General features: G+C 63.0%; 25 protein-coding genes. 14 read left to right on the top strand and 11 right to left on the bottom strand.

The genetic code is table 11. The annotated features are described in order from the left end of the window. Positions 1 to 51: 51 nt before the first annotated feature. Positions 52 to 987 (bottom strand): LysR family transcriptional regulator, encoded by a 936-nt coding sequence (locus ACSHZY_RS16300; RefSeq protein WP_435170932.1) that lies wholly within the window; start codon positions 985 to 987, stop codon positions 52 to 54. Positions 988 to 1150: 163 nt separating this feature from the next. On the opposite strand from ACSHZY_RS16300, the gene ACSHZY_RS16295 reads away from it, so the two are divergent. The 9 genes from ACSHZY_RS16295 (at position 1151) to ACSHZY_RS16255 (ending at position 10013) form a co-directional block, all read left to right on the top strand. Continuing rightward, positions 1151 to 2329 (top strand): muconate/chloromuconate family cycloisomerase, encoded by a 1179-nt coding sequence (locus ACSHZY_RS16295; RefSeq protein ID WP_435170930.1) that lies wholly within the window; start codon positions 1151 to 1153, stop codon positions 2327 to 2329. Between the two features lie 9 nt (positions 2330 to 2338). Beyond that, the gene (gene catC, locus ACSHZY_RS16290; protein WP_435170929.1) at positions 2339 to 2629 is read left to right on the top strand and encodes a muconolactone Delta-isomerase; all 291 of its coding nucleotides are present in this window, start codon (positions 2339 to 2341) and stop codon (positions 2627 to 2629) included. 72 nt (positions 2630 to 2701) lie between these two features. Continuing rightward, positions 2702 to 3640: a catechol 1,2-dioxygenase gene (gene catA / locus ACSHZY_RS16285; RefSeq protein ID WP_435170928.1), complete on the top strand. Its 939-nt coding sequence runs from the start codon at positions 2702 to 2704 to the stop codon at positions 3638 to 3640. A 101-nt stretch (positions 3641 to 3741) separates the two neighbouring features. After that, positions 3742 to 5100: a Rieske 2Fe-2S domain-containing protein gene (locus tag ACSHZY_RS16280; RefSeq protein ID WP_435170927.1), complete on the top strand. Its 1359-nt coding sequence runs from the start codon at positions 3742 to 3744 to the stop codon at positions 5098 to 5100. Further along, positions 5097 to 5585, top strand: a complete 489-nt coding sequence (gene benB / locus ACSHZY_RS16275) for a benzoate 1,2-dioxygenase small subunit (RefSeq protein ID WP_435170926.1) — start codon at positions 5097 to 5099, stop codon at positions 5583 to 5585. The genes ACSHZY_RS16280 and benB overlap by 4 nt, the downstream gene beginning before the upstream one ends. Positions 5586 to 5638: 53 nt before the next feature. Beyond that, the gene (gene benC / locus ACSHZY_RS16270; protein WP_435170925.1) at positions 5639 to 6658 is read left to right on the top strand and encodes a benzoate 1,2-dioxygenase electron transfer component BenC; all 1020 of its coding nucleotides are present in this window, start codon (positions 5639 to 5641) and stop codon (positions 6656 to 6658) included. Further along, positions 6655 to 7440 (top strand): benzoate diol dehydrogenase BenD, encoded by a 786-nt coding sequence (benD, locus tag ACSHZY_RS16265; RefSeq protein WP_435170923.1) that lies wholly within the window; start codon positions 6655 to 6657, stop codon positions 7438 to 7440. The genes benC and benD overlap by 4 nt, the downstream gene beginning before the upstream one ends. A 61-nt stretch (positions 7441 to 7501) precedes the next feature. After that, entirely contained in the window at positions 7502 to 8821 is a 1320-nt protein-coding gene (locus tag ACSHZY_RS16260; protein ID WP_435170921.1) for an MFS transporter, read from the top strand. Beyond that, positions 8814 to 10013: a benzoate/H(+) symporter BenE family transporter gene (locus tag ACSHZY_RS16255; protein ID WP_435170919.1), complete on the top strand. Its 1200-nt coding sequence runs from the start codon at positions 8814 to 8816 to the stop codon at positions 10011 to 10013. Before ACSHZY_RS16260 ends, ACSHZY_RS16255 begins: the two co-directional genes overlap by 8 nt. A 42-nt stretch (positions 10014 to 10055) precedes the next feature. Here ACSHZY_RS16255 and ACSHZY_RS16250 read toward each other — a convergent pair whose 3' ends face one another. The 4 genes from ACSHZY_RS16250 to ACSHZY_RS16235 all read right to left on the bottom strand — a co-directional run bounded on the left by ACSHZY_RS16250 (position 10056) and on the right by ACSHZY_RS16235 (position 12633). Next, positions 10056 to 10202, bottom strand: a complete 147-nt coding sequence (locus tag ACSHZY_RS16250; protein ID WP_435170917.1) for a hypothetical protein — start codon at positions 10200 to 10202, stop codon at positions 10056 to 10058. A gap of 13 nt (positions 10203 to 10215) precedes the next feature. Further along, the gene (locus tag ACSHZY_RS16245; protein WP_435170915.1) at positions 10216 to 10344 is read right to left on the bottom strand and encodes an SMR family transporter; all 129 of its coding nucleotides are present in this window, start codon (positions 10342 to 10344) and stop codon (positions 10216 to 10218) included. 60 nt (positions 10345 to 10404) lie between these two features. Then, positions 10405 to 11337 carry an IS5 family transposase gene (locus tag ACSHZY_RS16240; protein ID WP_435170913.1) on the bottom strand — a complete coding sequence of 311 codons (933 nt, stop codon included), beginning with the start codon at positions 11335 to 11337 and terminating at the stop codon, positions 10405 to 10407. A 375-nt stretch (positions 11338 to 11712) separates the two neighbouring features. After that, the gene (locus tag ACSHZY_RS16235) at positions 11713 to 12633 is read right to left on the bottom strand and encodes a cupin domain-containing protein (protein WP_435170912.1); all 921 of its coding nucleotides are present in this window, start codon (positions 12631 to 12633) and stop codon (positions 11713 to 11715) included. Between the two features lie 96 nt (positions 12634 to 12729). Here ACSHZY_RS16235 and ACSHZY_RS16230 point away from each other — a divergent pair, with 96 nt between their 5' ends. Further along, positions 12730 to 13467 carry an SDR family oxidoreductase gene (locus tag ACSHZY_RS16230; protein ID WP_435170910.1) on the top strand — a complete coding sequence of 246 codons (738 nt, stop codon included), beginning with the start codon at positions 12730 to 12732 and terminating at the stop codon, positions 13465 to 13467. 183 nt (positions 13468 to 13650) lie between these two features. Here the strand turns inward: ACSHZY_RS16230 and ACSHZY_RS16225 are convergent, their stop codons facing one another. Further along, positions 13651 to 14571 carry a LysR family transcriptional regulator gene (locus tag ACSHZY_RS16225; RefSeq protein ID WP_435170908.1) on the bottom strand — a complete coding sequence of 307 codons (921 nt, stop codon included), beginning with the start codon at positions 14569 to 14571 and terminating at the stop codon, positions 13651 to 13653. A gap of 94 nt (positions 14572 to 14665) precedes the next feature. Here ACSHZY_RS16225 and ACSHZY_RS16220 point away from each other — a divergent pair, with 94 nt between their 5' ends. The 3 genes from ACSHZY_RS16220 to ACSHZY_RS16210 all read left to right on the top strand — a co-directional run bounded on the left by ACSHZY_RS16220 (position 14666) and on the right by ACSHZY_RS16210 (position 16410). After that, the gene (locus ACSHZY_RS16220) at positions 14666 to 15376 is read left to right on the top strand and encodes an SDR family oxidoreductase (protein WP_435170906.1); all 711 of its coding nucleotides are present in this window, start codon (positions 14666 to 14668) and stop codon (positions 15374 to 15376) included. Between the two features lie 219 nt (positions 15377 to 15595). After that, positions 15596 to 15859 carry an Atu4866 domain-containing protein gene (locus ACSHZY_RS16215; RefSeq protein WP_435170904.1) on the top strand — a complete coding sequence of 88 codons (264 nt, stop codon included), beginning with the start codon at positions 15596 to 15598 and terminating at the stop codon, positions 15857 to 15859. Positions 15860 to 15912: 53 nt separating this feature from the next. Further along, positions 15913 to 16410 carry a nuclear transport factor 2 family protein gene (locus tag ACSHZY_RS16210; RefSeq protein ID WP_435170903.1) on the top strand — a complete coding sequence of 166 codons (498 nt, stop codon included), beginning with the start codon at positions 15913 to 15915 and terminating at the stop codon, positions 16408 to 16410. Positions 16411 to 17033: 623 nt separating this feature from the next. Here the strand turns inward: ACSHZY_RS16210 and ACSHZY_RS16205 are convergent. From ACSHZY_RS16205 to ACSHZY_RS16185, 5 genes are all read right to left on the bottom strand, one after another. Further along, on the bottom strand, positions 17034 to 17996 hold the full coding sequence (locus ACSHZY_RS16205; protein ID WP_435170902.1) for an SDR family oxidoreductase: 963 nt from the start codon (positions 17994 to 17996) through the stop codon (positions 17034 to 17036). Further along, positions 17993 to 18505, bottom strand: a complete 513-nt coding sequence (locus tag ACSHZY_RS16200; RefSeq protein WP_435170901.1) for a class I SAM-dependent methyltransferase — start codon at positions 18503 to 18505, stop codon at positions 17993 to 17995. The genes ACSHZY_RS16205 and ACSHZY_RS16200 overlap by 4 nt, the downstream gene beginning before the upstream one ends. Positions 18506 to 18651: 146 nt before the next feature. Next, positions 18652 to 20970 carry a molybdopterin cofactor-binding domain-containing protein gene (locus tag ACSHZY_RS16195; RefSeq protein WP_435170899.1) on the bottom strand — a complete coding sequence of 773 codons (2319 nt, stop codon included), beginning with the start codon at positions 20968 to 20970 and terminating at the stop codon, positions 18652 to 18654. An 11-nt stretch (positions 20971 to 20981) separates the two neighbouring features. Then, entirely contained in the window at positions 20982 to 21446 is a 465-nt protein-coding gene (locus ACSHZY_RS16190; RefSeq protein WP_435170897.1) for a (2Fe-2S)-binding protein, read from the bottom strand. A 288-nt stretch (positions 21447 to 21734) separates the two neighbouring features. Beyond that, positions 21735 to 22508, bottom strand: a complete 774-nt coding sequence (locus tag ACSHZY_RS16185) for a MipA/OmpV family protein (protein ID WP_435170896.1) — start codon at positions 22506 to 22508, stop codon at positions 21735 to 21737. A gap of 136 nt (positions 22509 to 22644) precedes the next feature. On the opposite strand from ACSHZY_RS16185, the gene ACSHZY_RS16180 reads away from it, so the two are divergent. Next, complete coding sequence (locus ACSHZY_RS16180; protein ID WP_435170894.1) at positions 22645 to 23346, top strand: response regulator; 702 nt, start codon at positions 22645 to 22647, stop codon at positions 23344 to 23346.

The raw sequence follows: 23346 nt of genomic DNA, 5'->3' as shown, positions 1-23346 counted from the left end.
AAGCCAATATCCAGGTTACCGCAGAAGACGGGGTCCTTCTGCGGCCTGCAATTAGGGTGACTTCTGGACCGTGATGCTTTTGCTGAAGTCCAGCCAAGGCGGGTTTTCGGCGTGCATCTTTCGGATCTGCTGTTTGACGAGCTCAATCAACGGGGAACTGTCGCCCATGCGATGACTGAGGATCACTGGCGATGTCGCATGTTCGTGGGCAAGGGCGCGATAATGCACATCGGATCGCATCTGCCTTGCCGAAGCCGGGATGATACAAAGCCCCGCCGCCGCTGCGACGAGTCCCAGGGCGGTCTGGATCTCGCGCACCTCCTGCACCTCCCGCAAGGGGATCTTGTGATCGTGAAGGATGTTCAGGACTTGGTCCGCATAGCTTGGCCGCGGCTCTTTCGGATAGACGATGAGCCTTTGGCCCGAGAGGGCCTCAAACGGCAGCGGCGTGTTGTCCTGCGCAAGGGCGTCGCCCCAGGGGATGGCGACGCAAAGCCGCTCCTCGCGAAGGACCAGGCTGGTTATGTCCGGATCGGCGTTGCGCAGGCGCCCAAAGCCGATGTCGATCCGCCCTTCCTTCAGCGCAGAGGGCTGGAGAACGGATACCATCTCCAAAAGCTGAATGTCGAGATGAGGGGCAAGCTCGCGCAGGTTCCGGACCAGGGGGGGCAGGCCGCCGTAGAGGGTGGAGGGGACGAAGCCGATCGACAGCACGCTGCTGCGATTCATGCCGATGCGGCGGGTGGCAGCCTGCATCTGCTCCACCCGGCTGAGGATCTGAAGCGCCTGCTCGTAGAACAGGCGACCGGCATCCGTCAGGCGGACGGGCCGGCTTTTGCGGTGCAGAAGGGGAACGCCCAGCTCTTCCTCCAGCAGCTGGATCTGGCGGCTCAGCGGTGGCTGGGCCATGTGAAGGGCTTCGGCCGCGCGCGTGAAGTTCCGTTCCCGCGCGACCGCGATGAAGTACCGGAGTTGGCGAAGATCCATACCATACCTGCATGTGACTGTGCGGCGGACAGACGGGCACTGCGTAGAACAGGGCTGGCTTTCCGAAAGGACTGTGGCGCAGCCAGCTTGAATACCCTGCGGGTATGATACTCTACCCAAATTGTCTTAGACACAAGCGGTCCTGTCCTGCACCTTGTGTGACATGAATAAGACATTTCATCCCCAGGCCTCGAGCCACATCCTGTCGCCCGTCGTGGAGCGGGTGGAGACCGTGCTCGTCGATCTTCCGACGATCCGGCCGCACAAGCTTTCCGTGGCGACGATGAACGGCCAGACGCTGATGCTGGTACGGATCCATTGCAGCGACGGCATCGTTGGCGTGGGCGAAGGGACGACCATCGGCGGTCTGGCCTATGGCGGCGAAAGCCCCGAAGGCATGAAGCTGTCGATTGACACCTATTTCGCCCCCGTGATGGCTGGGCAGGATGCAACGCGGGTGCAGGCCCTGATGGCGCGCCTTGGCAAGATGGTGAAGGAAAACCGTTTTGCCAAAAGCGCCGTGGAGACGGCGCTGCTGGACGCGCAGGGCAAGCGGCTTGGCGTGCCGATCAGCGAGTTGCTGGGCGGGCGGCAGCGCGATCGACTGCCGGTGGCATGGACCCTGGCTTCGGGCGACACCGCGCGGGACATCGACGAGGCGGAGCGGATGCTGGATTTGCGCCGGCACCGGATCTTCAAGCTGAAGATCGGCGCCAAGCCGATCCGCGAAGATATCGCCCATGTGGCCGCCATCAAGCGGGCCTTGGGCGATCGTGGGGCGGTCCGCGTGGACGTCAACATGGCCTGGAGCGAGGGCGACGCGGCCTTCGGCCTCGCCGCTCTCGCCGATGCAGGATGTGAGTTGGTGGAGCAACCCGTCGCTTCGGCGGCGGCTCTTGGACGGTTGATGCGCCGCTTCCCGGTCGCTTTGATGGCTGACGAATCACTGCACGGCCCCGAGTCCGCCTTCGCCGTCGCCCGCGCCGACGGCGCGGACGTCTTTGCCGTCAAGATCGAGCAAAGCGGCGGCCTTTACGGCGCGCAGCGCGTGGCCGCTATCGCGGATGCCGCCGGGATCGCCCTTTATGGCGGAACGATGCTCGAAGGCGCCGTGGGCACCGTGGCCTCGGCCCACGTCTTTTCCACGTTCGCGAACCTGCAATGGGGGACGGAACTTTTCGGTCCTTTGCTGCTGACGGAAGAGATACTGGAAACGCCGCTGGACTACAGCGAGTTCGAACTGACCGTTCCAAATGGCCCGGGCCTCGGACTCGCCCTGGACGAGGATCGCGTGGCCTTCTTCGCCCGCGACGGTTTCCGCAAAATCAACCTGTCGAAGTGAGGGACGATCATGCTGTTCCACGTCAAGATGATCGTCAACATCCCCGACACCCTCCCGCCTGAGGAGGCCGCCGACATCGTCGCCCGGGAAAAGGCCTATTCACAAGAGCTTCAGCGCGAGGGGACATGGCGGCACATCTGGCGGATCGCCGGGGCCTACGCGAATTACAGCATCATCGACGTGAAGGACAATGACGCGTTGCACGCGGTCCTGACGGGGCTGCCGCTGTTCAAATACATGCAGATCGAGGTGACGCCGCTGCTGCGGCACCCGTCCTCGATCCGTGACGACGACACCTAGACGGATTTCGCGCGTAACCCGGGGGGAGCTGGGGGCGCTGCGGCATCAAGGCAAGCAAGAGGAGGAACGACCGTGAGCGTTAAGATTTTCGACAAGCCGGAGATCCAGGATTTTCTGCAGGTCCTCAGCGGGCTTCAGAACGACGAAGGCAACCCCCGGATCAAGCAGATCGTGCATCGGCTGATGAGCGACCTGTTCCGCGCCATCGACGATCTGGACATCACGCCGGATGAGTACTGGATCGGCGTGGCTTGGCTGAACGAGATCGGCGCGGCCGGGCAGGCGGGCCTGATCTCTCCCGGGCTGGGGCTGGATCACTTCATCGACGAACGCCTGGACGCGATCGACGAATCCCTTGGCATCACCAACGTAACTCCCCGCACGATCGAGGGCCCCCTGTACGTCGCGGGCGCGCCCATATCCGAGGGATTTGCCCGTCTGGACGACGGCACCGACACCAATGGCCACACGCTTGTGATGCACGGGACGGTCTTCGGGGCGGACGGTGCCCCGTTGCCGGGCGCGATGGTGGAAGTCTGGCACTGCGACACGCGCGGCTTCTATTCCCACTTTGATCCGACGGGCAAGCAGGCGCCCTTCAACATGCGCCGCACGATCATCACGGATGCCGAAGGTCGTTACCGGTTCCGCAGTATCCTGCCCAGCGGTTATGGCGTTCCGCCCGGAAGCCCGACCGAACAGCTGCTGTCGGCCCTTGGCCGCCACGGCCAGCGTCCGGCGCACATCCACTTCTTCATCAGCGCCGACGGGCACCGCAAGCTGACGACGCAGATCAACATCGACGGCGATCCGCTGATCAACGACGACTTCGCCTATGCGACCCGCGACGGTCTGGTTCCCAAGGTGATCGAACGTTCGGACGCGGAAAGTATCCGCGCGAACGACCTGGACGGCCCCTTCGCCGAAATCGCGTTCGACATCCGCCTGACCGCCTTGGTGAACGGGATCGACAATCAGGCCAACGAACTGCGCAAGCGCGCTGCGGCCTGACCCCTGTCCGGCGGTGCCTTCTGTGGGCACCGCCGACCGCCCACGACAAGCTGAACCTTATTTTCCACCCGCGGTCCCTGGCCGCGAACGGAGGAGTAGCCATGTCCGCTATCATCGACAAAGCCCGCGATCTCGATCACCTGCTGGCCACCGCCGTGCAGGACGACAAGGAGGCCGGCGTCTTCCGCTGCCGCCGCGACATCTTCACCAACGCCGACCTTTTCGAGATGGAGATGAAGCACATCTTCGAGGCGAACTGGGTCTATCTGGCCCATGAAAGCCAGATCCCCGAGAACAACGACTACTACACCACCTATATCGGCCGTCAGCCGGTGGTCATCACGCGTGACAAGACGGGCACGCTGAACGCCGTCATCAACGCCTGCGCCCATCGTGGCGCGATGATCTGCCGCCGCAAGCATGGCAACAAGGGCAGCTTCACCTGCCCCTTCCACGGCTGGACGTTCTCCAACACCGGCAAGCTGCTGAAGGTGAAGGACGAGAAAACGACGCAGTACCCCGAGGGTTTCGCCAAGGACGGCTCGCACGATCTGCGCCGCGTGGCGCGCTTCCAAAGCTACCGCGGCTTCCTGTTCGGCAGCATCAATCCTGATGTCGCGCCCCTTGAAGATTTCCTGGGCGAAACGAAGGTCATCATCGACCAGATCGTGGACCAGGCCCCCGACGGGCTAGAGGTTCTGCGCGGCAACTCCTCCTACATCTATGACGGCAACTGGAAGCTCCAGATGGAGAACGGGTGCGACGGCTATCATGTCAGTTCCGTCCACTGGAACTATCAGGCGACCATGGGCCGCCGGAACGAGGTCGGGACGAAGGCCGTGGATGCGAACGGGTGGAGCCGTTCGGTCGCTGGCGTCTACGGGTTCGAAAACGGGCACATCCTGCTTTGGACCAACACGATGAACCCCGAGGTGAGGCCAGTCTACGGCGCGCGCGAGGAAATCGCGGCCCGCGTCGGCGCGGACAAGGCCGGCTTCATCGTCAACCAGACGCGCAACCTGTGCATCTATCCCAACGTCTTCCTGATGGACCAGTTCAGCACGCAGATCCGCGTGACGCGCCCCATCAGCGTCGACAAGACCGAGATCAGCATCTTCTGCTTCGCCCCCAAGGGGGAAAGCGCTGAGGACCGGGCCCTGCGCATCCGCCAGTACGAGGATTTCTTCAACGTCTCCGGCATGGGCACCTCGGACGATCTGGAGGAGTTCCGAGCCTGCCAGCAGGGCTATGCCGGCACGGCCGCCTTGTGGAACGACATGTCGCGCGGGGCACCGCTGTGGATTGACGGACCCGACGAGAACGCGCGCCGCATGGGCCTCAAGCCTCTCCTGTCCGGGGAACGGAGCGAGGATGAGGGATTGTTCGTTCGCCAGCACGAATACTGGGCCGACGTGATGAAGCGCGCCTTGGCGGCTGAAAAGGCGGGGGTTTCGGCATGACCATTTCCCGCGATGAAGCCTGCGCCTTTCTGTACCGGGAGGCGCGGTTGCTGGACGACCGTCAGTGGGACGACTGGCTGACCTGCTACAGCGTCGACGCCCCTTTCTGGATGCCCTGCTGGGACGATGACGATCAGCTGACCGAGGATCCGCATTCGCAGGTGTCGCTGATCTACTATCCCAATCGCGGCGGGCTGGAGGATCGGGTGTTCCGCATCAAGACGGAACGCTCCGGCGCCTCCACCCCTGAACCGCGCACCAGCCACAACGTCAGCAATGTGGAGATCCTGGCCACCCGCGGCGACGAGGTGGACCTTCGGTACAACTTCCTGACGCTGAACCACCGCTACAAGACGACGGACCAGTTCTTCGGCACGATCTTTGTCACCCTTCGCCGCAATCCCGAAGGGGTGCAGATCGCGGCGAAGAAGGTGGTGCTGAAGAACGACTACATCCGTCAGGTGATCGACGTCTACCACATCTGACCTGCGGCCCGGCCGCATCGTCACGCGTGACGGGACCTTGAGGAGGGTCTTTCATGGACAGCTACAACATCGCGCTGAACTTCGAGGACGGCGTCACCCGATTCATTGACTGCAAACCCAACGAGAAGGTGCTGGACGCGGCTTACCGCAACAAAATCAACCTTCCGATGGATTGTTCGGACGGCGTCTGCGGCACCTGCAAGTGCCGCGCCGAAAGTGGCCGCTACGATCTGGGCGACGACTTCATCGAGGATGCGCTGACCGAGGACGAGGCGGCCGAAGGACTGGTGCTGACCTGCCAGATGATCCCATCCAGCGACTGCGTCCTCAGCGTGCCGACAAGTTCGACCGCGTGCAAGACGGCGATGCAGACTTACGAGGCGACGGTCGCGAAGATCGAACGACATGCCGACGCGGCGATCGTCCTGGAACTGGACATGGCGGGCGGCACGACGCCGACATTCCTTCCGGGACAGTACATGAACATGGCGATCCCGGGGCGGGGGGTGCAGCGGTCCTATTCCTTCAGCTCGGCCCCCGGCGCGGACCGGATGGGCTTCCTGATCAAGATGATCCCCGGCGGCGCGATGAGCGAGTGGCTGGCGCAGGCGCAGGCCGGCGACGCGCTGAAGCTGACCGGCCCGATGGGCAGCTTCTATCTGCGCGAGGTGCGCCGGCCGCTGCTGATGCTGGCGGGGGGCACGGGTCTTGCGCCGTTCCTGTCGATGCTGGAGGTTCTGGCCCAGGCGGGCCACGCCCAGAAGATCCACCTGATCTATGGCGTGACCCGCGACCTTGATCTTGTTCTGCTTGAGGAATTGGAGGCCTTCACCCGCCGCCTGCCAAACTTCACCTATGCCACGGTGGTGGCGGACGAGGCGTCGAGCCACCCGCGCAAGGGATGGGTGACGCAGCACATGCCAAACGATCTCGGGCCTGATTTCGACGCCTATCTGTGTGGCCCGCCGCCGATGGTCGACGCCGTGCGGCGGCATTTCGACGAAACGGGCATCCGACCCGCCAACTTCCACTACGAAAAGTTCACCCCCAACGCCGTGCTGGAAACGGCATGAGCGGGGCGTTCTTTCCCGGCCGGTTCAACGGCAAGGTCCTGGTCGTCACCGGTGCTGCGCAAGGCATCGGCCGCGCCGTCGCCCTGCGCGCGGCACAGGAAGGGGGGCGCGTCGTCTTCGTGGACCGCGCTGACTTCGTAGCCGAGGTTGCGGCCGAGGCCGACGGCGAAACCTCCGCCTTCCGCTGTGACCTGGAAACGTGGGAAGGGGCGGCGGTCGCCATGCGCTTTGCCGCCGAGACGTTCGGCGGCATCGACATCCTGATCAACAACGTGGGAGGGGCGATCCGCATGCGCCCCTTTGTTGAATTCGAGCCGGAGCAGATCGACGCCGAGATCCGCCGCTCTCTGATGCCGACGCTTTACGGTTGCCGGGCAGTTCTGCCGCATCTGTTCAGTCGCGGTGCGGGCTGCATCGTCAACGTCTCGTCCAACGCGACGCGGGGCATCCACCGCGTGCCCTATTCCGCCGCGAAAGGCGGAATCAACGCCATCACGCAAGCGTTGGCGATGGAAGTGGCGGGGCACAACATCCGCGTCGTGGCCACGGCCCCGGGCGGCACCGAAGCGCCACCCCGCCGCATCCCGCGCAACGCTGCGGGCGACACCGAGGCAGAGAAGGCATGGATGGCCGAGGTCGTGCAACAGGTGAAGGGCTCAACCTTCATGAACCGCTACGGGACGATCGAGGAACAGGTCGCGCCAATCCTCTTTCTCGCCTCGGACGAGGCTTCGTACATCACCGGGGACATCCTGCCCGTGGCCGGAGGGGACCTTGGCTGAACGAGAATAACTACAACGCGCCGCATCTATTCGGGGAGGAATAAAGTTGCGCAACATCGACATGAATGACGCGATAGACGAAAGCCCGTTCGGGCGTTTCCAATGGAGGGTCGTCGCACTGTGCGGCACCCTGCTGATCGTTGACGGCTACGACGTCTTCGTGGCCGGGACGGTGTTGCCGACGCTGATCCGTGAATGGGGGCTGACCAATCCCCAGGCCGGGGCGCTTCAGGCCTGGGCGCTGTTCGGGATGATGTTCGGCGCCCTGATCTTCGGCCCCCTGGCCGACCGCATCGGCCGCAAGAAGGGTATCGGGATCAGCTTTGCGCTGTTCACGCTGGCCACGATCGCGACCGGTTTTGCCGACAACCCGGACCAGTTCAAGATCTGCCGCTTCATTGCCGGCCTTGGTTGCGGGGGGCTGATGCCCAACGCGGTCGCGCTGATGAACGAATACGCACCCAAGCGGCTGCGCGGCACAATGGTCGCGCTCATGTTCTCGGGCTATTCTGTGGGTGGCATGGTCGCGGCCTCGCTTGGCATCTGGCTTATCCCGCAATACGGCTGGCAACCGATGTTCCTGATCGCCGGCATTCCGCTGCTGATGCTGCCCTTCATCCTGTGGTTCCTGCCGGAATCCCTCGGTTTCCTGATCCGGCAGGGAAAGCAGGACGAGGCGCGCACCATCTTCGCCCGCGTCGCACCCCGCCATCGTTTGGAAGCCGATGACCATCTTGTCTTCACCGAAGTGAAGGGGACCTCGGCCTCGGTGCTGGAACTGTTCCGCCATCAGCGGGCCCTGCGGACCGTGATGCTCTGGATCTCGTTCTTCTGCTGCCTGTTGCTGGTCTATCTGCTGTCTTCCTGGCTGCCGAAGGTACTGCAGGAGGCGGGTTACGCCCAGAAAGCGAGCCTGCTGAGCCTCTTCTCTCTGAACTTCGGGGGGATGGCGGGGGCGATCCTAGGCGGCCGCTTAGGGGATCGTTTCGGTCTTCCGCGGGTGGTCGTCGGCTTCTTTGCGGCCGCAACGGTGTCGATCGCGCTGATCGGGATGAACCTTCCGGTGCCGGCGCTGTTCCTGATGGTCTTCGTGGCCGGGGCCACCACCATCGGCACGCAAATCCTGCTTTATGCCAGTGTTGCACAGCTTTACAACATGTCCGTCCGCTCCACCGGACTTGGTTGGGCCTCGGGCGTTGGGCGCGTTGGGGCCATCGTAGGGCCTACCTTTGGGGGAATGCTGCTGGCGACCGGGCTGCCACTGCAGCAGAACTTCCTGATCTTCGCGATCCCTGCGGCGGTATCTGTTGTCGCGATGTCCGTCTTCGCCCTCCGCAATCGGGCAGGGATGCCAGAGCCGGTGACGCTTGCCCGTGTCTGACGCCGCAGGTCCCGCCGGAAAGTCACTTGCCAAGGACGCGTCCCTGTCTGCCGTTCTTGCAGGGATCATCTCAACGCTGATCTCTTACGCAGGGCCGCTGGTCATCGTGTTTCAGGCAGCGCGGGGGATGCCCCCCGCGCTGCTTGAATCCTGGGTCTGGGCCATTTCCATTGGCAGCGGAGTGCTGGGCATCGCGCTGAGCCTGCGCTACCGCGTTCCCGTGATCATCGCTTGGAACGCCCCCGGCTCGGCCCTTCTGGTGACGCTTCTTCCCACGGTGTCCTTCGCCGAGGCATTGGGCGCCTATATCCTTGCCAGTGTCGCGATCTTGCTGATCGCGTTCAGCGGCGTGTTCGACCGGCTGGTCCGCGCGCTCCCCCGAGGGATCACTGCCGCGATGCTGGCGGGCATCCTGTTCAGCTTTACGGTCGAAGTGTTCGCAGTCCTGCCCCTTCGTCCGGGGTTGGTTGGGGCGATGTCGGTGGCTTTCTTTCTGGGGCGGCGCCTGTTCCCCCGATACGCCGTCGTTGCGGTGCTGGTGGCCGGATGTGCCGTCACCGCCCTGTCCGGTGATTTGGCTGCGCCGCAAGCGGCCCTGTCGTTGACCCTGCCAGTGTTCACCGCACCCGAATTCTCGCTGCAAGCTCTCATTGGCATCAGCCTTCCACTGGTCGTGGTCGCGCTGACCGGGCAGTGGATGCCGGGCCTGACCGTGTTGCGCGAAAGCGGCTATCGCCGTCCCGACGCGCGTCCCCTGATCGGCTGGAGCGCGACGGCCTCAATGATCCTTGCCCCCTTTGGCTGTCATGGTCTGAACTTGGCCGCGATCACCGCAGCCATCTGCACAGGGCCTGAATCCCATCCCGATCCGGGACGGCGTTACATCGCGGGCCTGTCGGGCGGGGCGATCTATCTGCTGCTGGGATCGATCTCGGCCACGGTTCTTGGCGTGTTTGCCGCGCTGCCGCCCGAGCTGATCGTCACCCTTGCGGGTCTGGCACTCTTTCCCACCATTGCGACGGCTCTTGCGGGCGCGCTCGGCGATCCTCAGGAACGCGACGCCGCCCTCACGACCTTCGCCGTCTCGGCCTCGGGGATGAGCCTGTTCGGCCTGGGCGCGGGGTTCTGGAGCCTCATGTTCGGCCTGATCGTCCACATCGTGCTTCGGTGGAGCCGCCGCGCGCGGCAATAAGGCAGGCGGCCAGCAACACGCCGTTGAGGTGCGTTTCCTGAATCATGGGGAGCCACCATTCACTCCGCGTCGATGTAAGCTGGCCAGCTTCGTCGTGACGATGCCGTTGACGATCAGAAGCGCAGCGATCACCCGCGCCACGGTCATGGCTTCGCCCAGAACCGCGATGCCGAGGACAAATGCGCCCACCACCAATGCCGGTTCAGATCGTGTAGATCGTGCCAAGCGGGAGGATTTTCATCGCAACGGACAAGAGCCCAAAGCTGGTCATCATCGTGACGATGGTAACGCCAGTCGGAGTGATCTGGGTGAACCCTGCGGACTTCTTCATGAAGAAGGCATTGTTGCAGAACTCTGCGTTGCAGCGTGACGTCCCCTTACCCCGCCAGCCTCAGGCCACGCGTTCGGTCTCGCCGGTGCCGAGCGCGTTGAAGCGGTTTATGAGGGCGATGCGGATGTGGATCTCAGCGGTCTGGCGGTCGGGGTCTCTTGGGGCGATCCGCTCGCCGAAGGATTTGAGGCAGCACATTCTTGCCTCGATCCGACTTCGCGCGTGATAGCCGGCCCAATGCTTCCAGTTGGCTCGCCCAAAACGTTTGCTCGCCCGAAGGATGTCGTTGCGGGCACGGGCGGCCGGGCAGTTCTCCTTCCAGAGGCGTCCGTTCCTGCGGATAGGGATGATGGCCGTGCCGCCGCGATCGACGATTGCGGTGTGACACCGGCGGGTGTCAAAGGCGCCGTCGCCGGTCACGGTGCCGACCTGTTCATCGGCCGGAATCTGATCCAGCAGATCCGGCAGCACAGGGCTGTCGCCTTCGCGGCTTGAGGTGAACTCCCCCGCGAGGATGTCGCCAGTGGCCGTGTCCATCGCCAGATGAACCTTGCGGTATTGGCGTCTGCGGTGGGTGCCGTGCTTGCGCGCCAGCCATTCCCCGTCGCCCAGGAACTTGATCCCGGTGCTGTCGACCAGCAGGTTCAGCGGCCCCAGTCTGCGGCGGTGGGGGATCTGAACAGCAAGGGTCTTCTGTCTGCGGCTCAGTGTGAAAAAGTCCGGCACCGGCCAATCGAGCCTGGCCATCTCCCGGATGCTGGCCACCATCCCGATTATTTGCCGGAGTGGTAGGCTAAACAGCACCTTCACCATCAGGCAGAACTGGATCGCTGCATCAGAGAACACCGGCGGACGACCAGGACGCCCCGCCTTGTGGGCCAGCCAGACCATGTCCTTGTCCAGCCAGATCAGCAGTGATCCGCGCCGCCTTAGGGCCTTGTTGTAGGACTTCCAGTTCGTCGTGCGGTAGCGGACAGCTTCGGGCTTGCTCATGCCGAGACGCTTACTCTACCAACCCGGCCGCGTGAATCCCGCGGCACGCCGCGTTTTGCAACAACGCCCCTGAAGAACGCCAAAACGACTTCCAAAAAAACCGGCCGCGATAAGAGACCCCTAGGCCATGCTTGATCTCCTGTATCGGGCCATCCCCTATGATAACTGTTGTGGCGAGGTTGTCCTCGTAGAGGATATATGTTTTCGAGCCACATTTCGTAACTTTCGCTTCGAGCGTAGACGTCTGCTTCGAGTCGAAACTACATAATCTCGGCAAGATATGCCATCTCATCACATAAGCTTGGTTATCACAATAAAAGTCGTAAGCGGGCGAGCGCTCATCATGATCTGACTCTTGAACTGATCTGGTACCGCCTAGATACGCGGAGCCTTTGCCGCGGCGCGAGGTGTTCGGCCTGTCACCCTGCGGAAGGCCGCTCCAAATGCGCTCGCGGAGCCGTAGCCGAGACGTGACGCCACCTCCCCGGGAGGAACACCTTGGGCGAGCATGGCCTCGGCGGACCGCATTCGCAGCCGCAGCAGATACTCCATCGGTGCGACGCCCGTCGCCGCGCGGAAGCGTTCTGCGAAGCTCGTGCGCGACATGCCGGCCAAGGCGGCCAATCCTGCGACAGTCCACCGACCGCCGGGATTGCCATGCATCGCGTCGAGCGCCAGTGCCAACCGGCGATCGGCCAGCGCCGCGATCCACGATCCGCGCTGCGGGGGATGGTCGTGGTCCGACTGAAGGCTCGTGAATGCGCGAAGCAGCTGGATCAGCATCATGCTTGTAAGATGGCTGCGCATGAGGGCCGATCCCATCCCTCCGAACGCCATTTCTTGATCAAGAAGTTCGAGGCTTGCACAAAGCGCGGGTGCCACGACCGAATGTCGTCGAACCACCAGCACCCGCGGAAGTGCGTCTGTCAGGAGCCTTTCGTGAAGCGGGGCGATGCGGAAGGTGGCGGCGACGCAGGCGACATCGTCCCCGCCGTGGCGGGCCTCGTCCGCGCGGCCCCCGTCGTAAAGACGCAACCCGTCGGACGGGGGCAGGCAAGGATCGCTGCCCAGGACATAGGACGGGCTGTGCGTGAGCAGGAACACGTCCCCCGTCTCCAGCCGTATCGGGGGTCGATCGTCCTGCACCATCCAGCACGCGCCGCGGCGCACAGCCGCAAATTTCAAAGCGTCCCTTGACGGAAAACGGAAAGCCCAATCCCCTGCGGCCTCGAAGCGGGTGACGCGTGCGCTCCCGACGTCGAGAAGCGACAGAACGGAACTGAGAGCATCGGTCATGACGGACGATCGCGACAGGAATGCGGATGATGGCCCATCGATCCGCGGTATCCCCGTCATATCTGACACGAAGCAATCCAAGCAAGAGGCAGGCAGATGGATCATCTGAAAGACAAGGTCGTGATCATCACGGGAGCGAGCAGCGGGATCGGACGGGCGACGGCGCTTGATCTCGCCTCAAGGGGCGCCATCGTGGTGCTGGGCGCGCGAAGGATCGACAGGATCGAGGCGCTGGTGACGGAGATCGAGACGGCGGGCGGCCGGGCGGCGGGGCTTTCTGTGGACGTGCGGGACCGCGGAGCGGTCGGTGCCTTGGTGGATCTGGCGCTGGATCGATTCGGGCGTCTCGACGTTTTCGTGTCCAACGCCGGCGCCGGGCCGATCTCCGCGCTCGACAAGCTGGACGAGGACGGCTGGGCGATGATGGTCGACGTCAACCTGAAAGGGGTGCTGCACGGTATCGGAGCGGCGCTGCCGGTGTTTCGCCGGCAGGGAAGCGGGCAGTTCGTGACAGTGATCTCCACCGCCGGCCTCCGGGTGGTTCCCACCCAGGCGGTCTATGCCGCGACGAAGAATGCGGTGAGGACGCTGATGGAAGGATTGCGTCAGGAAGCCGGTCCGCATCTGCGCGTCACCGGCATCTCTCCTGGTTACGTTGCCACGGAGTTTACCGCCGGCATCACCGATCCGGACGTCAAGGCGAACGCTCACTCCGGCATGGCGGACCTTGCATTGCCGCCCGAAGCCGTGGCGGCGGCCATCCGTTTTGCCATTGATCAGCCCGCTGCTGTGGACGTGGGCGACATCGTCCTGCGGCCGACCGCGCAGGGTTGAACGGCGCCGTCACTCCTTGCATCGCATCCGGGAAATCCCGGATCTACACGCATGCTGTGCTTGCGATCGATTGCGTATGTCAGAACATACGTGCCTGTGGTCAGCGCATTGAGCTTCGACGCCACAACAACTTCGGCGCTCACCACCCGCCGTACGAACGTACATCACACCCATCCAACACGTTCAGGTTGCTGCCCTCAGCCGTTCGGTTGCGGATGCGGAATTTGATCTGAACCTTCGCACATGTTCGATCATCGCCCGAAGTTTGGGCGAGATGTTGCGCCTGCCGGGATAGAACAGGAAAAACCCCGCAAAGGGAGGCAGGAAGGGATCTAGGATCGAGACAAGACTGCCAGCTGCGAGATGGGGCAGAAAGGTTTCTTCCATCCCGAAGGTGATGCCACCACCGGCGAGCGCCGTTCGGATCATCAGCTGCATGTCGTTTGTCGTCAGATGCGCGGGCACAGCCACGTCGAAGGCACGCCCGTCCTCCTCGAACTCCCATCGATAAGGTGCTCGTTCGGGGGCGGGCCTCCAACCGATGCAGCGATGGGTCATCAGATCTCGGGGATGTGCAGGGGTGCCATGTTCCGCAAGGTAGGCAGGCGCGGCGACGGCGACCTGACGCTGTTCCCCAGTCAACGCCACGGCGATCATGTCCTGAGTGATAACTTCCCCCAAGCGGACGCCCGCATCGAACCCTTCCGCGACAATATCGAATTCGGCGTCCGTCACGGTGATGTCCAGCGAGATCTGCGGATAGGCATCAATGAAGCTGGCGACCAGCGGACCAGACAGGAACCGATCCGCGATGGAGGTTACAGCGATGCGCAGCGTGCCGCGCGGGGTGTCGGTGGCCAGGTTGTCGAGGGCCGCGGTGATCTCGTCGTATGGATTGGCGATGGCGGCATGGAAGGCTGCGCCCGCCTCGGTCAGGCGGACGCTGCGGGTGGTGCGATGAACAAGGGCGACCCCGCGCTCATCCTCCAGCCGACGGATGCCTTGACTGACGGCGGACCGGGTCACGCCCAGCCGTTCGGCGGCGGCTGAAAAGTTATCGGCCTGTGCCACGGCCAGAAAGATGCGCAGGAGATTGAAGTCCATTGGTTAGCCATGCTGGACACTTTGTCGAACAAGGAGCGGATACCGCGACCACGTCAGCCTGTCTACCTTCATCCCAGCCATGAAGGAGACGAAAATGGACAAGGTCATACTGATCACCGGCGCATCCAGCGGCATCGGCGAGGGCATCACGCGCGAACTTGCCGCGACACGCGCGAAGCTGATGATCGGCGCGCGGCGCACTGATCGTCTGGCGGCGCTGGTGGCCGAACTGGGCGGCAATGTCCATTTCCGAGAGCTGGACGTGACATGCGCCGACGACGTCGCAGCATTTGCGGATGCGGCGCGGGCCGAATGGGGTCGTGTGGATGCCATCATCAACAACGCCGGAGTGATGCCGCTGTCGCTCATGTCCTCGATGAAGGTCGCGGAATGGGATCGAATGGTGGACGTGAACATCAAGGGTGTCCTTTACGGCATCGCCGCTGTGCTTCCGGAGATGGCACGGCGGGGATCGGGCCATATCATCAATATCGGTTCGGTCGGGGCATTGTCGGTGGTGCCCACTGCGGCGGTCTACTGCGCGACAAAATATGCTGTCCGCGCGATTTCCGATGGGCTGCGGCAGGAACATCCCGACATCCGCGTCACCTGCATTCACCCCGGCGTGGTGGAAAGCGAGTTGGCCGACAGCATCACCGATCCCGTCGCGGCGAAAGACATGAAGACCTACCGCGCCATCGCCCTGAAGCCCGATGCCATCGCCCGCGCCGTCCGGTTCGCCCTGGAACAGCCCGAAGACGTGGATGTGAACGAGATCGTCATCCGCCCCACCCGAACGCTTTGAACGGGTTTCCGCCCGAAGGCGACACGGTGCCGACCGGCAGCACCCCTTATTTCGGAGGATAAGATGATCCCAACCCTTCTTTTCGTTTCGGGCGCCGCTTTCGCTCACCCGACAACCGCCGCGTTGTGCGATCCCGCGGCGGATGCCGGTCAGAGGCTGCAGACGATGTCTTGCGCAGTTCCGGTCGCACCTGCACATGCAAACCAGGCGGAGGCCGAAGTGCAACATGACGCAAGCGACTCGCAGTCCCATCCTTATGTCGGCATGTGGGTGACGGGCGACGGTCGAATCCGGCAGGAGCTTCTGCCAGAGGGGCGCTACGACGAAGCGCGCGGCACCCGGCAAAGCGCCTATGTGGGGCGCTACGAAGTCACCGGGGACAAGATCTTCTACTGGGACGACTCCGGCTTCACAGCCGATGGCGAGTTCGTGGACATCAACACGCTGCATCACGGCGGAATGGTCTTCTTCCGCGAACTTTGACCCAAGCATCCGCCATAGCCATACGGCGGCCCAACCCCCGACAGGACAATCCGATGAAACACGTCATTCTGGCTGCAACGGCAGCAGCCTCCCTTTTGCTGAATGCGACTGGAGCCGCAGCCACCGCCAATCCTGACGATGCCGAGGCGACGAACACGGCAATCGTTCAGAAAGCCTTTGCCGCCTGGGCCGCAGGAACCGGCAGCGTGTTTGACATCCTTTCGCCGGATATCGTCTGGACGATCCCCGGTTCCGGTCCGGTCGCGGGCACCTACACAGGGCGCGACTCCTTCCTCGACGAGGCGTCCCTGCCCTTGGTCGACCGGCTGTCACAACCGGTCGTCCCCGAGGTTCACCATATCTGGGCCTTCGAGGACCGGGTGATCGTTCGCTTCGACGGATCGGCCACGACGACGTCGGGCGCACCCTACAATAACCAATTTGTCTGGATTTTCCGTCTCGAGGACGGAGTGGTGGTCGAGGCAGAGGCCTTTCTCGACCTCGTCGCCTATCAGAACGTGGTAGAGAATAATGAAGTCCGCGTCGACTAAACAGATGAGGGCGACGGTAGATATCCGCAACTGAACGAGGCGGCGGGCGCGAAAGTGCCCGCCAGGCGCATGTCGGAAAGCCATTGGCTCGAGGCTCTCCGAAACACTGCAAGAAGCCGGTCGCCGCATCCACGTGGCGCGGGCGGTCGGCTGCGGGACAGAACGGACTGCGGCGTTCAGGTCTGACGGGTCCGCATTTCTGGCAAGGCGCACAGGGTTGGACCATCGCACCCGTTCTTTACGGCGCGGGATGGCTTGACGCTTACTGGACCGGGGGCTGGCTAGACGGTCAATTGTCCAGGCAATCTTGGGCAAGCGCCTACGCATGCCAGATCTGGCCGTGATAAAGCGCCTCCTTGCCTAGATAACATGGCATCGTCCTTAAGGCTTCAAAAACGAGGGGCGTTTCCGTTTGCTGCACCATCCGTTGAAGGTTTTGAAACGCAGACGGCTCATAGGGTTCTTGTGACGGTGGTTCCGGATCCATGGCACCTGACGCACGTGGGTCTTCCAAGTCGTCGGGGATCCATCGCGTTGTTCCCGGAGGGTGCAATGACGATCACGGGACGAATGTCGTCATCCTGCAAGCTGCGAGGTACATACGGACTTTTGGCGGTGTGCCATCATGACCCGCTTCCACCGCCTGAGGCGTCACGCGCGGGCAGCATGGCCTTCATGAAGCTGACGCCCGTCAGTTTTTCGGAAACCTCCCACAGCCTTGCAGCAACCGCCTTGTCGGCTGCAAGGGCCGGAATCCGGGATCGTGCGGGACGGCCGCGCGTTTCCCCCAGCTTGTCCGGGCCGTAATACCCGCCGGGTTCTGCATCGAATGACGTCGCGGCGAACAGGATCGGCAGCGCGCCCTGCTCCGCAGGTTGGAACAGGAACGGTAAGGTTGTTCGCAGGACGCGACTGATGTCCCATTTTCCGGCCGAATTCAGAAGCAGGTCGGTTCGCGATATGCCGGGATGAGCTGCGACACTCGTGATGCCCCAGCCACGGACAAGGCTGCGACGTTGCAATTCGAAAGCGAACATCAGACAGGCAAGTTTCGACTGGCTGTAGGCGGGCATCGGACGATAGCCCTGCGTAGCATTGAGGTCGTCGAAGTCGATACGTCCACTCCGGGCGGCGACGCTGCCCAGCGAAACAACCCGAGGGTGCTTGCCCCGGCGCAGCAAAGGCAGAAGACGAGCTGTCAGGGCAAAATGCCCCAGATGGTTCGTGCCCAGCTGCAATTCGAACCCGTCACTTGTTTCCTGCCGTGTGGGGGGCGTCATCACACCGGCGTTGTTGATGAGCAGATCGAGGCTTTCATGGCTGCCGTGCATCCGAACGCCAAAGGCCGCGATCGAGGCCAGATGGGCCAGATCGACATGTTCGAACCTGATTTTCGCTTCCGGAACCAAGGATCGCACCTTCTTGATCGACGCATGACCCTTCGTCAGGGATCGACCGGCGAGGATCACATCCGCCCCTGCCCGCGCAAGCGCAAGCGCCGTTTCAAGGCCAATCCCTCCCGTGCCCGTCACGATGGCCCGACGTCCATCTTGTCCTGGGATGTCGGCGGCGGTCCAGTCTATCATGGATGAATACTCTTCTGTGGATAAAGGAAGGGTGTTGGTCGGCTTATGCGATAAACCGAGGCAGGCGGCAGGTTTCGCATTGTGCCGCCGATCCGCCGTGCCTGCAGTCCGAGCTCGGTGAGGATGGACCGGGAGACCGGGCAGCGGAAACCGTAGGTGAACTGATAGAAGTTTCCATCAGCGCGCATGCATTCGAACGCGTTCCGTAAGATGGCTTTCACGGTAGGAGGGGGCATGGACAAAAGCCCAAGGCCGCTGACGACGGCACCCGCCTGTCTGACCGGAAAGAGATTGGTGGCGGATATCCGTGCCGCGTCGGCGTGAAGTATCCGTGCTCCAGGGAATCGGTCCCGAAGAAGAGCCACGAAATCACCCCGGTATTCCACCAGCGTCAGGTCTGCCGCTTCGATACCCCGACCGATAAGCTCACGTGTGAAGACGCCGGTCCCGGGCCCGAACTCCACGACCGGCGCATCGTGAACCGAGATGTCGCGCGTGAAGCGCGGCAAGCACCGCGCCCGACGGCACGATCGCGGCCACCCGCAGCGGATCGGACGCCCAGGAGAGAATGAAGCGCAAATGGTCAGATATAGGAGGCTTCGCAGATCGATGACGGGATGCGATTTTCTTGTCTGCAGGTTGCATTGGCTACCCCCTATGTCGCGTTCTGGTGCAGGAGGGACCGGGTTTTCCTTTCGCCCGTGGCCTCGGTCCTGGCAAAAGGCAGGCTGCGCATCCGGCGGCCGGTCGCGGCGAAGATCGCGTTGCCGATGGCCGCGGCGACGGGGACAATGCCCGGCTCTCCCGCGCCTCCGGGCGGCAAGCCGCTTTCGACAATCTCGACATCGACCGCAGGGGCATTCGCCATGCGCTGCATCGGAAAGTCGTGGAAGTTGGACTGCACGACCGCGCCGGCCTCTACCGTGATCGTGCTCATCAAGGCCGTCGTCACGCCGAAGAGGATGCCACCCTCCATCTGGGCGATCACCGCATCCGGATTGATGACCAGTCCCACGTCGATCGCGCAGCAAACGCGGTCCACGGTGATCTCTCCATCGGGTGCCACCGTGACTTCGGCCACCTGCGCCACGACACTGCGGTAACAGAGTTCTATCGCGATGCCTCGGCCGCGCCCGGCCGCCATGGGAGTCCCCCATCCTGCCATCGCCGCGACGCGGTCGAGGACGGCAAGATGACGGGGGCTTTCCCGCAGAAGCGCGCGGCGGTAGGTCAAGGGATCGGTACCGGCTTCCGCTGCGCATTCATCGATGAAGCTCTCGGTAAAGAAGGTGTTGAACGAGAACCCGTTCGATCGCCAAAATCCGATCGGCATGTGGCTGGGTACGTGTTGACTCCGCATACGTCGGTTTGGGATGGCATAGTGGAGCTTATCCAATCCTTCGACCGACAGCGGATCGCCGTCTGGCCCGGGATTGATCGGCAAGTTGCGATTGGCCACCGACTCGATGATCGACTGGGCAGCAACAACTGCGTCATAAGCGATGGGCAGACCATCGGGGCCCGGCACGGCTCGCAACTGTGCGGCCGCGTGGCTCCTGAACAGTCCGCGCGCGATGTCTTCCTCGCGGCACCAGATCAGCTTGATGGGCCGGCCTCGATGACGCGCCGCGAGAAAGGTGGCCTGCGCCACCACATCCTGATCGCTCCGACGACCGAAGGCACCGCCGTTCATCGTGATGTTGCAGGTGACCGAGCCGAGTTCGAGACCGGCCCATCCGGCTCCGCGGGCCATCCCGCCGCGCACGCCCATGGGGGATTGGGACGAGATCCAGGCTTCGGCAGATCCGTCCTCCCGGACGATGACCGTCGCATTGACAGGCTCCATGCATGCATGCGCCAGAAACGGCACCTCGTAGCGGGCCTCGATCACGGTTGATGCGTTCTCGTCAAACGCACTCTCGATGTCGCCTTCGTTCATATGCACGTGGGGTTCGGCGGCCTGCAATGCGGAGTGAAGCCTCTTGGACATCTCCCTGCTGCTGAGCCCGTCGGCCTCTGTCCGGCCCCATTCGACATCCAGGTGCCATGCGGCCTGTTCGGCCTGCCACCAGGACTCGGCCAGGACCGCCACCTGCCGCCCGTCAATGATCATGAGGTCCAGCACCCCGGGCTGATCTCGCACCTCGGCCTCGTTGAGAACGCGGGCCGTCCCTGCCCCGAACACCGGGGCGTGGCGTATCGTGGCATACAGCATGCCCGGCTGTACGACATCCATCCCGAACACCGGCTCGCCGCGCACCTTGGCCGGAAGATCGACCCGAGGTTGCGACCTTCCGATCAAGCGCCATTCGGATGCCGACTTCAGTTTTGGAGTGTCTGGCGGAGGAAGAACGGCCGCTTCTCTCGCCAGACTTCCATAGGACAGGCGTGTTCCCGAGGCTTCGTGCAGAACGAATCCGCCCGCGGTTTCCAGTTCTTCCACCGGAACATCAAGCCGCGCCGCAGCGGCGGCAAGCAGCATCTCCCGCGCAGCGGCCCCTGCCACACGCATTGGATGCCACAGGCCCATTGTCGACCCTGACGCGCCCGTGGCGATGAACCCGAGATCGCCCAACACGCGTCGCGCCAGCCAAACGATGGGACCGGAGGCCTCCTCCGGCCGGATCTGCAACATGTTGAACCAGTTTGCATATGCGGGATGCGCCTCTGTCGGGAACACCACCGAGATCCTGTCGTCGAACGGAACATCCAGCTCCTCGGCCACCACCATCGCCAGACCGGTATGGATGCCTTGTCCCATCTCGGTTCTGGGCACGTTGACGACCACCCGGCCGTCCTCATGAAGGACCACAAAGGCGTTCAAGGTGGCCTGGTCGCCATCAAGATGCCCGTTCAGACCGTCCACATCCACGGTCGACAGATAACCGACACCCCCGATGCCGGCGACAAGAGCGGTGCCGCCCAAGGCCGCCCCCGTGATGAGGAATCCGCGGCGTGACAGAAAGCGGGGCATGGGAAACGTCCTCATGGTGCGACTCGCATGGCGGCGGCGCGATGGATGGCGCGTCGGATGCGGGGATAGGTGCCACAACGGCAGATATTGGTGATCGCCTCGTCGATGTCGGCATCGGTCGGCTGCGGTTTCGCCTCCAGCAGGGCGGTGACCGCGATGATGAATCCGGGCTGGCAGAACCCGCATTGCGGCACCTGTTCATCCAGCCAGGCTTGCTGCACGGCGGACAGCGTGCCGTCCGGCGAAACCAGCCCCTCGACCGTCACGACGTCCGAACCTTCCAGGTCCCCGGTGAAGGTCGCGCAGGACGGAACGGATTCCCCGTTGACCAACACGCGACAGGCACCGCATTCGGCGACGCCACAGCCGTATTTCGGCCCCAAGACTCCGAGATCTTCTCGCAGCACCCAAAGGAGAGGCTTGTCGTCTCGCCCGGTGATCCGAACCGGTTTGCCGTTGAGATTGAATGCAGTCATGGATCTTTCTCCTTTCGGTCAGCGGGGCATGGCGATGGGACCAGCAGGCCGCGCGGCTGCATGCCATATGAGAAAATCGTCGTCTGGAGCGTCACGACTGCGAAGAGGACCCCGAAGGCGAGAGCGGAGACGTGGATCTCATCCGATCCGGCCGTAGCCACGTGGCTAGTCATGATGAAAAGCGAGGCCCGGACACCGGCTCCCCGGGTCCATCAGTTGTTCCTCGCACAACAGAGTTGAAGGACGTGCGGACCGGCGGAGCTTTCACGCCGACGCTCTTGGGAAGTGTCAGAAGTTCCACGCGACCCCGATCAAGGCTTCCACCTGAACGTTCTCGTCGACAAGGGGACTGTCCGTGATGCTGTCCGGCAGGAAGTCGGCTCTTATGCTCGCCCTCAATATCGAACGGTCTTCAAGTGGGTAGGCTGCGCTGACCGACAGATGTGGTATGACGCCCGCATCAGGATCGTAGGCTGAGCGCCCCGCCCTAGCTTCAGAAGCGGAAACGCCCCAAAGGTAGGATGACAGCGCCGAATCCTGCCATCTGACCCCGCCTTCGAGATTGAGATGCACGGCGCCAAACGGCAGGTCATGCCGCACTGCGAGTCCGACTTCCGTGCCGCCGTGTTCGTCGGTCAATTCGGTAACAGCCTCCATGACCAGACCGGTCCGATCGGCGAGACGGTAAAGTGCCTCGAAACCCGCATCGGCGGTCACATTTCGATCTATGCCGTCCAGTTCCTGTTCGTCCGTGTCCACAAGGCCGAATACCCGCGGCCTTACAACGGCGCTGACATCCAGATGACCGCTCTGGAAGAGCCGCGCCTGAATGCCGGTGGGAAACCCGATGGAGAACCCATTGCCCTGATAACGGATGGCCGGGAGGACCAGAGCCGCCTCTCCATCACCAACGTAGACATCGTTGCCGCCGGCCGCCATGAAACCGAACGAGAAGCCATTTGGTTGTTGCTGTTCCTGGGCCGTCGTTGCCCCGGCCCCCACTGCGGAAAGACCCAAGGCTGTAGATAGCAGCAAGGTGAGGTGGCTTGATCGTTGGTTCATGTCCTGATCCCGTTCAGCGACTCCTGATGTCCGGGGAATACCGAACGAGGACGTTAAGAAGGGTCAAATCAGTGTAAAGATGGGTAAAAGGCGTCCGCCGCGCTGCGAACATGCGTTAGGTGAGGGTGATCTGAACATGGATTGGAAATCGGTGTCCAAAATCCTTCTTGTCGACGATGATGTCGAGTTGTCCGCCCTCCTGCAGGAATATCTTGCGGAGGAAGGCTACGACGTGACGATGGGTATGGATGGTCGCGCGGCCATCGCTGCAGCGGCGGGGCGCACAGCAGACCTGATCGTGTTGGACATCATGATGCCGCACATGAATGGGATAGAGGTTCTTCAACGGATCAGGCAGCACAGCGACATCCCGGTCCTGATGCTGACCGCGCGCGGTGACGACGTCGACCGGATATCAGGTCTGAACCTTGGCGCGGACGACTACGTGACCAAACCGTGCTCGCCCGGTGAACTCGCGGCGAGGGTGCGCGCGATCTTACGGCGTGCGCGACAGGCAAGTACATCAACGGCACAGGGCCCCGTTCGCGCCGGGTACCTGATGTTGGATCCGGGGGCCAGAGTTGCCGAGTGGAAAGGAAAGCCACTCGACCTGACCGGGACGGAGTTCAGCCTGCTCGAAGTCCTCGCACGAAGTGCAGGGCAACTGGTCTCCAAGCAGAACATTTCGCAGCGCGCCTTCGGTAAATCGCTGACTCCGTTCGATCGACGCATCGATGTTCATATCAGCAGTGTCCGCCAGAAACTCGGCCCGAGGGAGGACGGGCAATCGTGGATCCGGTCCGTTCGTGGTCAGGGTTATCAGCTCGTGCTGGATTGA

The organism is Falsirhodobacter sp. 1013 (genome assembly GCF_051195255.1).
GTDB lineage: Bacteria > Pseudomonadota > Alphaproteobacteria > Rhodobacterales > Rhodobacteraceae > Falsirhodobacter.
Note: the sequence above shows the minus strand (reverse complement) of the source record. Positions and strands in the feature narration are given on the sequence as shown.